The sequence below is a fragment of the Vibrio pelagius genome (assembly GCF_024347575.1).
Classification (GTDB): domain Bacteria; phylum Pseudomonadota; class Gammaproteobacteria; order Enterobacterales; family Vibrionaceae; genus Vibrio; species Vibrio pelagius.
Genome location: NZ_AP025503.1, coordinates 21,784 through 35,799 on the forward strand (window position 1 = coordinate 21,784; position 14,016 = coordinate 35,799).

The 14,016-nt window shown below is 45.9% G+C and carries 8 protein-coding genes, 4 tRNA genes, 3 rRNA genes and 1 pseudogene; 15 read left to right on the plus strand and 1 reads right to left on the minus strand.

The window, feature by feature from the left end; genetic code table 11:
- Window positions 1-211: 211 nt before the first annotated feature.
- The 14 genes and pseudogenes from vsple_RS00090 to vsple_RS00155 form a co-directional block, all read left to right on the plus strand.
- Entirely contained in the window at window positions 212-835 is a 624-nt protein-coding gene (locus vsple_RS00090; protein ID WP_261882323.1) for a YigZ family protein, read from the plus strand.
- Window positions 836-869: 34 nt separating this feature from the next.
- A complete protein-coding gene (locus tag vsple_RS00095; RefSeq protein WP_032548605.1) occupies window positions 870-2,327 on the plus strand; it encodes a TrkH family potassium uptake protein in 1,458 nt (485 codons plus the stop codon).
- 9 nt (window positions 2,328-2,336) lie between these two features.
- Window positions 2,337-2,864, plus strand: coding sequence for a menaquinone-dependent protoporphyrinogen IX dehydrogenase (hemG, locus tag vsple_RS00100; protein WP_261882324.1), 528 nt, complete (start codon window positions 2,337-2,339; stop codon window positions 2,862-2,864).
- Window positions 2,865-3,388: 524 nt separating this feature from the next.
- Window positions 3,389-4,940: ribosomal RNA gene (locus vsple_RS00105) — 16S ribosomal RNA — on the plus strand.
- Window positions 4,941-5,063: 123 nt separating this feature from the next.
- Window positions 5,064-5,139: transfer RNA gene (locus vsple_RS00110), tRNA-Glu, on the plus strand.
- A 2-nt stretch (window positions 5,140-5,141) separates the two neighbouring features.
- Window positions 5,142-5,217, plus strand: a tRNA-Lys gene (locus tag vsple_RS00115).
- Window positions 5,218-5,284: 67 nt separating this feature from the next.
- Window positions 5,285-5,360: transfer RNA gene (locus tag vsple_RS00120), tRNA-Val, on the plus strand.
- 368 nt (window positions 5,361-5,728) lie between these two features.
- Window positions 5,729-8,619 (plus strand): 23S ribosomal RNA (locus vsple_RS00125).
- 119 nt (window positions 8,620-8,738) lie between these two features.
- Window positions 8,739-8,854: ribosomal RNA gene (gene rrf / locus vsple_RS00130) — 5S ribosomal RNA — on the plus strand.
- Together the 16S, 23S and 5S rRNA genes with 4 tRNA genes alongside form the textbook arrangement of a ribosomal RNA operon.
- A 71-nt stretch (window positions 8,855-8,925) precedes the next feature.
- Window positions 8,926-9,016 (plus strand) — tRNA-Ser (locus vsple_RS00135).
- Window positions 9,017-9,107: 91 nt separating this feature from the next.
- Window positions 9,108-9,578 (plus strand): helix-turn-helix domain-containing protein, encoded by a 471-nt coding sequence (locus vsple_RS00140; RefSeq protein WP_261882325.1) that lies wholly within the window; start codon window positions 9,108-9,110, stop codon window positions 9,576-9,578.
- Between the two features lie 28 nt (window positions 9,579-9,606).
- Window positions 9,607-10,083: a helix-turn-helix domain-containing protein gene (locus tag vsple_RS00145; RefSeq protein ID WP_261882227.1), complete on the plus strand. Its 477-nt coding sequence runs from the start codon at window positions 9,607-9,609 to the stop codon at window positions 10,081-10,083.
- Entirely contained in the window at window positions 10,034-10,558 is a 525-nt protein-coding gene (locus vsple_RS00150) for a transposase (protein ID WP_261882228.1), read from the plus strand. Before vsple_RS00145 ends, vsple_RS00150 begins: the two co-directional genes overlap by 50 nt.
- Before the next feature lie 26 nt (window positions 10,559-10,584).
- Window positions 10,585-11,160: pseudogene (locus tag vsple_RS00155) on the plus strand (IS630 family transposase); the annotation flags it as partial.
- Window positions 11,161-11,262: 102 nt separating this feature from the next.
- Here the strand turns inward: vsple_RS00155 and ilvY are convergent.
- Window positions 11,263-12,153 (minus strand): HTH-type transcriptional activator IlvY, encoded by an 891-nt coding sequence (gene ilvY, locus vsple_RS00160; protein WP_255229538.1) that lies wholly within the window; start codon window positions 12,151-12,153, stop codon window positions 11,263-11,265.
- Window positions 12,154-12,300: 147 nt separating this feature from the next.
- Here ilvY and ilvC point away from each other — a divergent pair, with 147 nt between their 5' ends.
- Window positions 12,301-13,785 (plus strand): ketol-acid reductoisomerase, encoded by a 1,485-nt coding sequence (gene ilvC, locus vsple_RS00165; protein ID WP_261882326.1) that lies wholly within the window; start codon window positions 12,301-12,303, stop codon window positions 13,783-13,785.
- The last annotated feature ends 231 nt before the right edge of the window (window positions 13,786-14,016 follow it).

The following is a 14,016-nucleotide window of genomic DNA, read 5'->3' on the forward strand; positions in this document are numbered from 1 at the left end:
ATACAATCGACGATTGTTTGAGAGAATTTTGTTATCTTTCTTTAAGTATAGAATACCTGGTAAGACCAGTTTCTTTAGTCTGTACCCACTACTGGCTAATTTCAATACATTTTTTAAACAATTGTTTAACATTGTGCGTTAGCACAGATCCGCTAACCCTTATTATTCACCCGTGATACACTTTGCCGCCCTGATCGCTAAAGTAAATGATATGAATGACCAACCATATTTAATCCCGGCTGCTTCGGCTGTTTTTGAAGAAGAAATTAAGAAAAGTGTCTTCATTACCCACCTTGCTCATACACCGAGTATCGAGGAGGCTAAGCAGTTTGTTGATCAGATAAAACAAGAGCATAGCGCAGCAAGACACAATTGCTGGGGATTTGTTGCGGGGCGACCAGAAGACTCGATGAAGTGGGGCTTCAGTGATGACGGTGAACCTTCTGGAACGGCGGGTAAACCAATATTGGCTCAACTGTCTGGCTCTGGAGTGGGGGAACTGACGGCCGTGGTGACTCGTTATTCGGGTGGAATTAAGCTCGGTACAGGTGGTTTAGTAAAGGCGTACGGCGGTGGTGTGCAACAAGCGCTTAAGCTGCTTCAAACTATCGAGAAAAAAATAACCACAAAATTTCGCCTAGAGTTAGACTATGGGTTTATGCCGATCGCCCAATCAATCATGTCGCAATATCAGGCGGTAGAGGTTGAAGCGGATTATGGCGTTCAGGTCACAATGGTCATAGAGATTGAGCTGCTTCAGGTCGAAGCCTTCACTCAAACCATGATCAATAAAAGCGGTGCCAAGGCACTGGTCACTCAAGTAAAAGATAACTAGGAAGTGTGAAGCCTTTCGCTTCGTTCATTAGCTCATGCAATTTCGCTCAATTATTCGAATCGTCGGATTATTATTAGCACTCTTTAGTGTCTCAATGCTTGCACCCGCGCTGGTGGCATTGATCTATCGAGATGGTGCTGGTGTTCCTTTTGTTACGACCTTCTTTGTTTTACTGTTCTGTGGTGCTACCTGCTGGTTTCCAAACCGTCGACACAAGCATGAATTAAAGGCGAGAGACGGCTTTCTTATTGTGGTTTTGTTCTGGACTGTAATCGGCAGTGCTGGTGCACTTCCTTTTTTAATAGCAGATAACCCAAATGTTTCGGTTACTGATGCCTTCTTCGAGTCTTTCTCGGCTCTTACCACAACCGGTGCTACTGTTATTGTTGGACTGGATGACCTACCTAAAGCGATTCTTTTTTATCGTCAGTTCCTGCAGTGGTTTGGTGGTATGGGTATCATCGTACTCGCGGTAGCGATCTTACCGGTACTGGGTATCGGTGGTATGCAGCTATATAGAGCGGAAATCCCAGGTCCTGTTAAAGACAGTAAGATGACCCCGAGAATTGCAGAAACAGCAAAAGCACTCTGGTATATCTATTTAAGTTTAACTATTGCTTGTGCAGTGGCGTTTTGGCTGGCGGGAATGAGCTTCTTTGATGCCATTAGCCACAGTTTCTCTACTATAGCTATCGGTGGCTTCTCGACGCATGATGCCAGTATGGGTTATTTCAATAGCCCTGCGATTAACATGATCACGGTTGTGTTCCTTCTTATCTCTGCGTGTAACTACTCTCTTCACTTTGCAGCATTTGCATCGGGCGGTGTTCACCCTAAGTACTATTGGAAAGATCCTGAGTTTCGTGCCTTTATCTTTATCCAAGCGGTGTTGTTTCTGGTTTGCTTCTTATTACTACTGAATCACCACTCTTACGACTCTTATTATGATGCGTTTGATCAAGCGCTATTCCAGACTGTCTCTATTTCAACCACGGCTGGTTTTACTACAACCGGCTTTTCAGAGTGGCCACTGTTCTTGCCAGTACTGCTTTTATTCTCTTCTTTTATAGGCGGGTGTGCAGGTTCGACTGGTGGCGGTATGAAAGTTATCCGTATTCTATTGCTGACTCTGCAAGGCGCTCGTGAAATGAAGCGTTTGGTTCACCCACGTGCGGTTTACACCATCAAGGTTGGCGGTACGGCACTTCCTCAACGTGTTGTTGATGCGGTATGGGGATTCTTCTCTGCTTATGCTCTGGTGTTCGTGGTTTGTATGTTGGCTCTGATTGCAACGGGTATGGATGAGCTGAGTGCGTTCTCTGCCGTAGCGGCAACATTGAACAATCTGGGCCCAGGCCTAGGAGAAGTAGCAGTCCACTTTGGTGATGTTAACGATAAAGCAAAGTGGGTATTGATTGTCTCTATGCTGTTTGGGCGCTTAGAGATCTTCACTCTATTAATTCTATTAACGCCTACGTTCTGGCGTAGCTAAGGAACCATTGTGGCAAAAGCACTATTTCTTTACTCAAGCCGAGAGGGGCAGACCAAGAAGATTCTTAACTATATAAAAGAGGAGATGGCGGAGTTTGATTGCGACATTCGCGATCTGCACATCGTTGGCGACGTAGATTTCGCTCAGTATGACAAAGTACTGATTGGTGCCTCTATTCGTTATGGTCATCTTAATAAAAAGCTGTACCAGTTTATTGAGCGCAATCTTACTCAACTTCAATCGAATAAAGTGGCGTTCTTCTGCGTAAACCTAACCGCTCGCAAAGAAGACCAAGGTAAAGATACGCCAGAAGGCAGTGCATATATAAAGACATTTCTTAAGAAGTCACCGTGGCAACCCTCTTTAATCGGTGTTTTCGCAGGTGCTCTCTATTACCCTAGATATAACTTCTTCGACAGAACCATGATTCGCTTTATTATGACAATGACTGGTGGTGAAACGGATACCAGCAAAGAAGTTGAGTATACCAACTGGCAAAAAGTCTCTTTATTCACTGAAAAACTCAAGAATCTATAAGAGAAAAGCTTACTTTTGAGGCGTTTTGTTTTCTTTTTAATCGAACAATTAAAAAAAGCAAAAAAACTTGAAAAAGGGCTTGCCAATGTGATCGCAATCTCTATAATGCCACCTCGCTGACACGGGATGGCTTCGCAAGAAACCAGAACGAATCAGCAAGCCAAATTAGCCAAGCTAAGCGCTTGAAAAAAGTTTTGAAAAAAGTGGTTGACACTAAAACTTAAATCGCTAAAATGGCCGTCCGATTTGAGCGAAGCTCAAAAAGGAAAAGCTCTTTAACAATTTAAACCTATCAATCTGTGTGGGCACTCGTTGATGAATATCACTAAGTTTGTTTTCGCTTTTAAAAGCAAAGGCAAACACGAAACTTCGGTTTCAACTTGATTTCAATGAACTGAGTGACCAATTCGAATTGGTACAGCCTTGAGCTGTTTGATTTCACTTTTTAAAGTGAAAACCAATAAGAGCACAGTCAATTCACTATCGTTAGATAGAATCAGTATTCATTGAGTCAACAAAATCTTAAATTGAAGAGTTTGATCATGGCTCAGATTGAACGCTGGCGGCAGGCCTAACACATGCAAGTCGAGCGGAAACGAGTTATCTGAACCTTCGGGGAACGATAACGGCGTCGAGCGGCGGACGGGTGAGTAATGCCTAGGAAATTGCCTTGATGTGGGGGATAACCATTGGAAACGATGGCTAATACCGCATGATGCCTACGGGCCAAAGAGGGGGACCTTCGGGCCTCTCGCGTCAAGATATGCCTAGGTGGGATTAGCTAGTTGGTGAGGTAATGGCTCACCAAGGCGACGATCCCTAGCTGGTCTGAGAGGATGATCAGCCACACTGGAACTGAGACACGGTCCAGACTCCTACGGGAGGCAGCAGTGGGGAATATTGCACAATGGGCGCAAGCCTGATGCAGCCATGCCGCGTGTATGAAGAAGGCCTTCGGGTTGTAAAGTACTTTCAGCAGTGAGGAAGGGGGTGTCGTTAATAGCGGCATTTCTTGACGTTAGCTGCAGAAGAAGCACCGGCTAACTCCGTGCCAGCAGCCGCGGTAATACGGAGGGTGCGAGCGTTAATCGGAATTACTGGGCGTAAAGCGCATGCAGGTGGTTTGTTAAGTCAGATGTGAAAGCCCGGGGCTCAACCTCGGAACTGCATTTGAAACTGGCAAACTAGAGTACTGTAGAGGGGGGTAGAATTTCAGGTGTAGCGGTGAAATGCGTAGAGATCTGAAGGAATACCAGTGGCGAAGGCGGCCCCCTGGACAGATACTGACACTCAGATGCGAAAGCGTGGGGAGCAAACAGGATTAGATACCCTGGTAGTCCACGCCGTAAACGATGTCTACTTGGAGGTTGTGGCCTTGAGCCGTGGCTTTCGGAGCTAACGCGTTAAGTAGACCGCCTGGGGAGTACGGTCGCAAGATTAAAACTCAAATGAATTGACGGGGGCCCGCACAAGCGGTGGAGCATGTGGTTTAATTCGATGCAACGCGAAGAACCTTACCTACTCTTGACATCCAGAGAACTTTCCAGAGATGGATTGGTGCCTTCGGGAACTCTGAGACAGGTGCTGCATGGCTGTCGTCAGCTCGTGTTGTGAAATGTTGGGTTAAGTCCCGCAACGAGCGCAACCCTTATCCTTGTTTGCCAGCACTTCGGGTGGGAACTCCAGGGAGACTGCCGGTGATAAACCGGAGGAAGGTGGGGACGACGTCAAGTCATCATGGCCCTTACGAGTAGGGCTACACACGTGCTACAATGGCGCATACAGAGGGCGGCCAACTCGCGAGAGTGAGCGAATCCCAAAAAGTGCGTCGTAGTCCGGATTGGAGTCTGCAACTCGACTCCATGAAGTCGGAATCGCTAGTAATCGTAGATCAGAATGCTACGGTGAATACGTTCCCGGGCCTTGTACACACCGCCCGTCACACCATGGGAGTGGGCTGCAAAAGAAGTGGGTAGTTTAACCTTCGGGAGGACGCTCACCACTTTGTGGTTCATGACTGGGGTGAAGTCGTAACAAGGTAGCCCTAGGGGAACCTGGGGCTGGATCACCTCCTTATACGAAGATATTCACGATAAGTGTCCACACAGATTGATACGGTTTAGAAAGTAAAAGAGACGAAGATATCCCAATATCTTCAAGCAATTTGGTTCTGCTTTTTAAAGTGGAAGCAAACTTAGTGTCCCGTTCGTCTAGAGGCCTAGGACACCGCCCTTTCACGGCGGTAACAGGGGTTCGACTCCCCTACGGGATACCATTGGGTCGTTAGCTCAGTTGGTAGAGCAGTTGACTTTTAATCAATTGGTCGCAGGTTCGAATCCTGCACGACCCACCATTCTTTCCGCGAAGAATGGCTTTTGTTTCACTTTTCTTAAAAAGTGAAAACAAGAGGAAACTATCGTGGGCGATTAGCTCAGTTGGGAGAGCACCTGCCTTACAAGCAGGGGGTCACTGGTTCGAGCCCGGTATCGCCCACCATTCTCTAAATATTCTTGGAAGTTCAAAACTCCAAACCACAATTTAGGTTGCTGGTTGGATTTTTCGACTGTGAGAGTCTTTAGAAAATGAACTTCTAACGAAGTCTCATGCTCTTTAACAATTTGGAAAGCTGACTGATTTAAATAACAGAGTTATTTAAATCAAATTAAAAGTTCTCAATGTTTATCTGCTCTTATTTATTAAGAACAGTAAACACAACACAAACACATTCAAGTGTCTTGTATTCGAATCAATGTTTACATTGATTCACCATTGAGTCCGGCAAACACGTAATAAGAATTAACCCTTCTTGTTACAACCAAAAACCTTGGTTGTTTACCATACATAAAGACCTCTTCGGGTTGTATGGTTAAGTGACTAAGCGTACACGGTGGATGCCTTGGCAGTCAGAGGCGATGAAGGACGTATTAACTTGCGATAAGCCCAGATTAGGTAGTAAAAACCTTTTGAGTCTGGGATTTCCGAATGGGGAAACCCACTTACATAAGTAAGTATCTTGTTGTGAATACATAGCAACAAGAGGCAAACCGGGGGAACTGAAACATCTAAGTACCCCGAGGAAGAGAAATCAACCGAGATTCCGAAAGTAGCGGCGAGCGAAATTGGATTAGCCCTTAAGCTTTTAATGATGCAGGTGAAGGCTCTGGAAAGTGCCGCAATAAAGGGTGATAGCCCCGTAACCGACACATCATAATCAGTGAAATCGAGTAGGGCGGGACACGTGATATCCTGTCTGAATATGGGGGGACCATCCTCCAAGGCTAAATACTACTGACTGACCGATAGTGAACCAGTACCGTGAGGGAAAGGCGAAAAGAACCCCTGTGAGGGGAGTGAAATAGAACCTGAAACCGTGTACGTACAAGCAGTAGGAGCACCTTCGTGGTGTGACTGCGTACCTTTTGTATAATGGGTCAGCGACTTATATTCAGTGGCAAGGTTAACCGTTTAGGGGAGCCGTAGGGAAACCGAGTCTTAACTGGGCGTTCAGTCTCTGGATATAGACCCGAAACCAGGTGATCTAGCCATGGGCAGGTTGAAGGTTGAGTAACATCAACTGGAGGACCGAACCGACTAATGTTGAAAAATTAGCGGATGACTTGTGGCTAGGGGTGAAAGGCCAATCAAACCTGGAGATAGCTGGTTCTCCCCGAAAGCTATTTAGGTAGCGCCTCGGACGAATACTACTGGGGGTAGAGCACTGTTAAGGCTAGGGGGTCATCCCGACTTACCAACCCTTTGCAAACTCCGAATACCAGTAAGTACTATCCGGGAGACACACGGCGGGTGCTAACGTCCGTCGTGGAGAGGGAAACAACCCAGACCGCCAGCTAAGGTCCCAAAGTATAGCTAAGTGGGAAACGATGTGGGAAGGCTCAGACAGCCAGGATGTTGGCTTAGAAGCAGCCATCATTTAAAGAAAGCGTAATAGCTCACTGGTCGAGTCGGCCTGCGCGGAAGATGTAACGGGGCTAAGCTATACACCGAAGCTGCGGCTGCACACTTTAGTGTGCGGGGTAGGGGAGCGTTCTGTAAGCCGTTGAAGGTGGTCTGTAAGGGCTGCTGGAGGTATCAGAAGTGCGAATGCTGACATGAGTAACGATAAAGGGAGTGAAAAACTCCCTCGCCGGAAGACCAAGGGTTCCTGTCCAACGTTAATCGGGGCAGGGTAAGTCGACCCCTAAGGCGAGGCCGAAAGGCGTAGTCGATGGGAAACGGGTTAATATTCCCGTACTTCTTACAATTGCGATGGGGGGACGGAGAAGGCTAGGTGGGCCTGGCGACGGTTGTCCAGGTTCAAGTACGTAGGCGGAAGGTTTAGGTAAATCCGGACTTTCTTAACGCTGAGATACGATGTCGAGCCACTACGGTGGTGAAGTCATTGATGCCATGCTTCCAGGAAAAGCCTCTAAGCTTCAGATTGTAAGGAATCGTACCCCAAACCGACACAGGTGGTCGGGTAGAGAATACCAAGGCGCTTGAGAGAACTCGGGTGAAGGAACTAGGCAAAATGGTACCGTAACTTCGGGAGAAGGTACGCTCTTATCGGTGAAGTCCCTCGCGGATGGAGCTGACGAGAGTCGCAGATACCAGGTGGCTGCAACTGTTTATTAAAAACACAGCACTGTGCAAAATCGTAAGATGACGTATACGGTGTGACGCCTGCCCGGTGCCGGAAGGTTAATTGATGGGGTTAGACTTCGGTCGAAGCTCTTGATCGAAGCCCCGGTAAACGGCGGCCGTAACTATAACGGTCCTAAGGTAGCGAAATTCCTTGTCGGGTAAGTTCCGACCTGCACGAATGGCGTAATGATGGCCACGCTGTCTCCACCCGAGACTCAGTGAAATTGAAATCGCTGTGAAGATGCAGTGTACCCGCGGCTAGACGGAAAGACCCCGTGAACCTTTACTACAGCTTGGCACTGAACATTGACCCTACATGTGTAGGATAGGTGGGAGACTTTGAAACCGCGTCGCTAGATGTGGTGGAGTCGTCCTTGAAATACCACCCTTGTAGTGTTGATGTTCTAACGTTGGTCCCTGAATCGGGATTACGGACAGTGCCTGGTGGGTAGTTTGACTGGGGCGGTCTCCTCCCAAAGAGTAACGGAGGAGCACGAAGGTGGGCTAATCACGGTTGGACATCGTGAGGTTAGTGCAATGGCATAAGCCCGCTTGACTGCGAGAATGACAATTCGAGCAGGTGCGAAAGCAGGTCATAGTGATCCGGTGGTTCTGAATGGAAGGGCCATCGCTCAACGGATAAAAGGTACTCCGGGGATAACAGGCTGATACCGCCCAAGAGTTCATATCGACGGCGGTGTTTGGCACCTCGATGTCGGCTCATCACATCCTGGGGCTGAAGTCGGTCCCAAGGGTATGGCTGTTCGCCATTTAAAGTGGTACGCGAGCTGGGTTTAGAACGTCGTGAGACAGTTCGGTCCCTATCTGCCGTGGGCGTTGGAAGATTGAAGGGGGCTGCTCCTAGTACGAGAGGACCGGAGTGGACGAACCTCTGGTGTTCGGGTTGTCATGCCAATGGCATTGCCCGGTAGCTAAGTTCGGAATCGATAACCGCTGAAAGCATCTAAGCGGGAAGCGAGCCCTGAGATGAGTCTTCCCTGGCGCTTTAAGCGTCCTAAAGGGTTGTTCAAGACTAGAACGTTGATAGGCAGGGTGTGTAAGCGCTGTGAGGCGTTGAGCTAACCTGTACTAATTGCCCGTGAGGCTTAACCATACAACACCCAAGGGGTTTTGATGGACTCAAAGATACAAACGCTTGAATGAGTTTGAAGAGAACAAGAAACAGCTTTCCAGATTACTTTTCTGAAAGAAAATCAGAGAAGAAAGAATTTGCTTGGCGACCATAGCGTTGTGGACCCACCTGATTCCATGCCGAACTCAGAAGTGAAACGCAATAGCGCCGATGGTAGTGTGGGGCTTCCCCATGTGAGAGTAGGACATCGCCAGGCTTTAATTTAGTTATTTGCTATGTGCAAATAACAACTTCAACAGTGTACTAATCTGTTGATGAAAATTTGTTGGAGGGATGGCTGAGTGGTCGAAAGCACCGGTCTTGAAAACCGGCAACCGTTAATAGCGGTTCTAGGGTTCAAATCCCTATCCCTCCACCACCATTGAAAAGCCCGCTGAGAAATCAGCGGGCTTTTTTCATACCAATCGCACTAATTTTGTGATCTAATATCAGCTTCAAAAGGAGCTGATATGACACACGATTTTCCTAAGCTTATCCAAGCAACATCTGACGCGAGAAAACGAACTAGACTTCTTGCTATTTCGCATTTCATTGATGGGAAGACTCGTACTGAGATATCCCAATACCTAAAAGTCAGCCGAGGCAGTGTGAATCGTTGGGTCAGTGCCTACCTAGAAAACGGACTCGATGGGTTGGTAGAAAAGCAGCATACAGGCAGACCTTCCCGCCTTTCTGAAGGACAACGCTCTCAACTAAAAAAATATATCAGTGACAATGCAATCAAACCTGATGGAGGAAGACTACAAGGCACTGATATTATTGAGTATATAAAACAAGAGTTTGACCTCGTTTATAGCCTATCTGGTGTATATAAATTATTGAGAAAGCTAAACTTAGTGTGGATTACTACTCGGTCTAAGCACCCCAAACAGTCACTTGAAGCACAAGAAGCTTTTATACCAATCGCACTAATTTTGTGATCTAATATCAACTTCAAAAGGAGTTGATATGACACACGATTTTCCTAAGCTTATCCAAGCAACATCTGACGCGAGAAAACGAACTAAACTTCTTGCTATTTCGCATTTCATTGATGGGAAGACTCGTACTGAGATCTCCCAATACCTAAAAGTCAGCCGAGGCAGTGTGAATCGTTGGGTCAGTGCCTACCTAGAAAACGGACTCGATGGGTTGGTAGAAAAGCAGCATACAGGCAGACCTTCCCGCCTTTCTGAAGGACAACGCTCTCAACTAAAAAAATATATCAGTGACAATGCAATCAAACCTGATGGAGGAAGACTACAAGGCACTGATATTATTGAGTATATAAAACAAGAGTTTGACCTCGTTTATAGCCTATCTGGTGTATATAAATTATTGAGAAAGCTAAACTTAGTGTGGATTACTACTCGGTCTAAGCACCCTAAACAGTCACTTGAAGCACAAGAAGCTTTTAAAAAAATTCCTAATCGAAACGATCAATAAGATCCCTGGCCACATTCCATTAAATGACGTCCAAATTTGGTTTCAAGATGAAGCGAGATTTGGTCAACGGAATACAACGACAAGAATATGGGCTGAGAAGGGCACTCGCCCTTTAGCGATTCAGCAGCAACAGTTTGAGTCGGCGTATTTATTTGGTGCCGTATGTATTAACACTGGTGAGACCGAAGCAATAGTTTCTCCGCTGAGCAACATGGAGGCCATGCAGAAACATTTAGCGCTCATTTCGTCAGCGACTCCTTGCGGCAAGCATGCTGTAATTATTATGGACCAAGCCAGTTGGCATCAAAGCTATCTTGCCGATGAGTTCAAGAATCTAATACCAATCACAGTAAATAAGTGGTCAAAAATAGCGCCGGGAAAAGGCTTAAGAACAAGGCAGAATTTTTTGGTAAGTAGTTATTCTACAATCAAAAATTCTAACGCAGTTATCAAGCGTTTTAACAAGCTAGGATGATCAGTTATTTACTACGATTGGTATTAAAAAAATTCCTAATCGAAACGATCAATAAGATCCCTGGCCACATTCCATTAAATGACGTCCAAATTTGGTTTCAAGATGAAGCGAGATTTGGTCAACGGAATACAACGACAAGAATATGGGCTGAGAAGGGCACTCGCCCTTTAGCGATTCAGCAGCAACAGTTTGAGTCGGCGTATTTATTTGGTGCCGTATGTATTAACACTGGTGAGACCGAAGCAATAGTTTCTCCGCTGAGCAACATGGAGGCCATGCAGAAACATTTAGCGCTCATTTCGTCAGCGACTCCTTGCGGCAAGCATGCTGTAATTATTATGGACCAAGCCAGTTGGCATCAAAGCTATCTTGCCGATGAGTTCAAGAATCTAACCATCATCCATATTCCTCCATACTCACCCGAACTCAACCCTATTGAACAAGTGTGGAGTTGGCTCCGACAGCATGAAATTGCCAATCGTTGCTTTAATAGCTACGAGGATATCGTAGACAAGCTCTGTAACGCTTGGAATCGGTTCTGTGAAGATAAGAATAGAGTCATTTCACTTTGTTTTAGGGACTGGGTTAATCTGACTTATTAATTAGTGCGATTGGTATCATTTCTATCGTGTCGAATTCAAATCACAAAAAAGAGCACTAGTGTGCCCTTCAATGTCGTTCTATTTATTAGCGAGAAAAGATAGTTAATCCGTTAGGTACTTCCCTTCTGCAACCTGCCAGAGCGCTCGGATGAGTGGGTTATCCAGTTGCGCCCGCTTGCAACATACACCAAGCTCAAAAGGCTTAATTGGTTCTATCTTTAAGCGTTCAACCTTATCTCTTACCGGACTATTGTTGATCACTACATCTGGAGCAATTCCAATACCACACCCAAGCGCCACCATACTAACGATCGCTTCATGTCCAGATACCTGAGCATAGATATTAGGTTTGATTTTCAGTTTCTTAAACCACGCATTGGCGCGTTCACGTGCTGTGCCTGCCTCTGGGATGATGAATGGTAGATCATTCCAATCGATGTGCTCAGCCTGTAGTTGTTGGCTGAAGCTACTGACTCCTGCTGGAGAAATAACAGATAGCGGGATATCACTAATCGTTTCAAATTCGAGGCGTGATGGAAGGATATCTGGCTTAGCGGAAATAGCGATATCGACTTCGTCATTGAGGATCTTATCTATAGCTTGAGCTGGGTCGCCTGTTGAGAGTTTAAATTCAATATAAGGATGGAGAGCTCGAAACTCAGTTATTAACTCAGGAAGATGACTATAGCTTGCAGTCACTGAGCAGAAGATTCGAATCTCACCTTTCAGCTCTTGTTCTCCGCCTTTTAAATGAAGGTTGTACTGTTGCCATTCACTGACAATATTGAGTGCAACGGGAAGCAGTTGTTTTCCTGCTGGAGTGAGGTCGACACTACGGTTATCTCGAATCAGCAGCTCTTGCCCTGTTTCATCTTCGAGTTTCTGTATTTGGCGACTTAAAGCTGATGGGCTGACGTGCATCGCTGCCGCAGTCTTGCTGAAGTTTTTGCTGTCACACAAATGTATGAATAACTGTAATGATTTTATGTTCATATATTACGAATGTTTCCACGTTGCATTAATTGCAATAACTAATTGTGAATATATCACTTTAAGCAACCGTATGTCTGTTTTAGTATGAACTCATTCGGTAACAAAGCTACCGACCTCAACGGAAAAATTCTTAAAAGGAGCGCCCAGATGGCTAACTATTTCAATACTTTAAACCTACGCGAGCAGCTAGACCAATTAGGTCGTTGTCGTTTCATGGACCGCAGTGAATTTGCAACTGAAGCGGATTACCTGAAAGGTAAGAAAGTCGTTATCGTTGGTTGTGGTGCTCAAGGCCTGAACCAAGGTTTAAACATGCGTGACTCTGGCCTGAACGTAGCTTACGCACTTCGTCAGGCTGCGATTGACGAGCAACGTCAATCTTACAAAAACGCAAAAGAGAACGGTTTTGAAGTAGATAGCTACGAAAACCTAATCCCTGAAGCAGATCTAGTAATCAACCTAACTCCAGACAAACAGCACACAAATGTTGTTGAGACAGTAATGCCTCTAATGAAAGAGGGTGCAGCACTAGGTTACTCACACGGCTTCAACATTGTTGAAGAAGGCATGCAAATTCGTAAAGACCTAACGGTTGTTATGGTTGCACCTAAGTGTCCAGGTACAGAAGTACGTGAAGAGTACAAGCGTGGCTTCGGTGTTCCGACTCTTATCGCGGTTCACCCAGAGAACGATCCAAAGGGTGAAGGTTGGGATATCGCGAAAGCATGGGCTGCTGGTACTGGTGGTCACCGTGCGGGCTGTCTAGAGTCTTCATTTGTTGCTGAAGTGAAATCGGACCTAGTGGGCGAACAGACTATTCTATGTGGCATGCTACAAGCTGGTTCTATCGTTTCTTACGAGAAGATGGTTGCTGAAGGTATTGACCCGAGCTACGCAGGTAAGCTTCTACAGTACGGTTGGGAAACTGTTACGGAAGCACTAAAGTTTGGTGGTGTGACACACATGATGGATCGTCTATCAAACCCAGCGAAAATCAAAGCGTTCGAGCTTTCTGAAGAGCTAAAAGATCTAATGCGTCCACTGTACAACAAGCACATGGATGACGTAATCACAGGTCACTTCTCTAGTACTATGATGGCTGACTGGGCAAACGACGATGCGAACCTACTAGGCTGGCGTGAAGAGACAGGTCAAACTGCATTCGAAAACTACCCTGAAGGTGATGTTGAAATCTCTGAGCAAGAGTACTTCGACAACGGTATCCTAATGGTTGCAATGGTTCGTGCTGGTGTTGAGTTAGCGTTCGAAGCCATGACTGCATCTGGCATCATCGATGAGTCTGCATACTACGAATCTCTACATGAGCTTCCACTGATCGCAAACACGGTTGCTCGTAAGCGTCTATACGAAATGAACGTAGTAATCTCTGATACAGCAGAATACGGTAACTACCTATTTGCAAACGTAGCAACGCCACTACTACGTGAGAAGTTCATGCCTTCAGTATCTACAGACGTGATTGGTAAAGGTCTAGGTGAAGCATCTAACCAAGTAGACAATGCTCGTCTAATCGAAGTGAACGAAGCTATCCGTAACCACCCAGTTGAGTACATCGGTGAAGAGCTACGTGCTTACATGAGCGACATGAAGCGCATCGCTGTAGGCGGCTAATTAGCATCGCAAGAATTTAGAGAACTCCAAAAAAATTGGAGTCATAAATAAAAAACACAACATCTAATTAAAAGGCTTGGTCGCCGTTGACCAAGCCTTTTTGTTTTTACAGAGCTCGCCAACTTGCTCCTGAAGATGTGTACGATGTATGTCTTCACTAGCACGCCTTAAAGCAATGGAAGAGTATTGCTTGGAGTATACCTTCCAGAATACGAGCGTATAAAAAAGGGT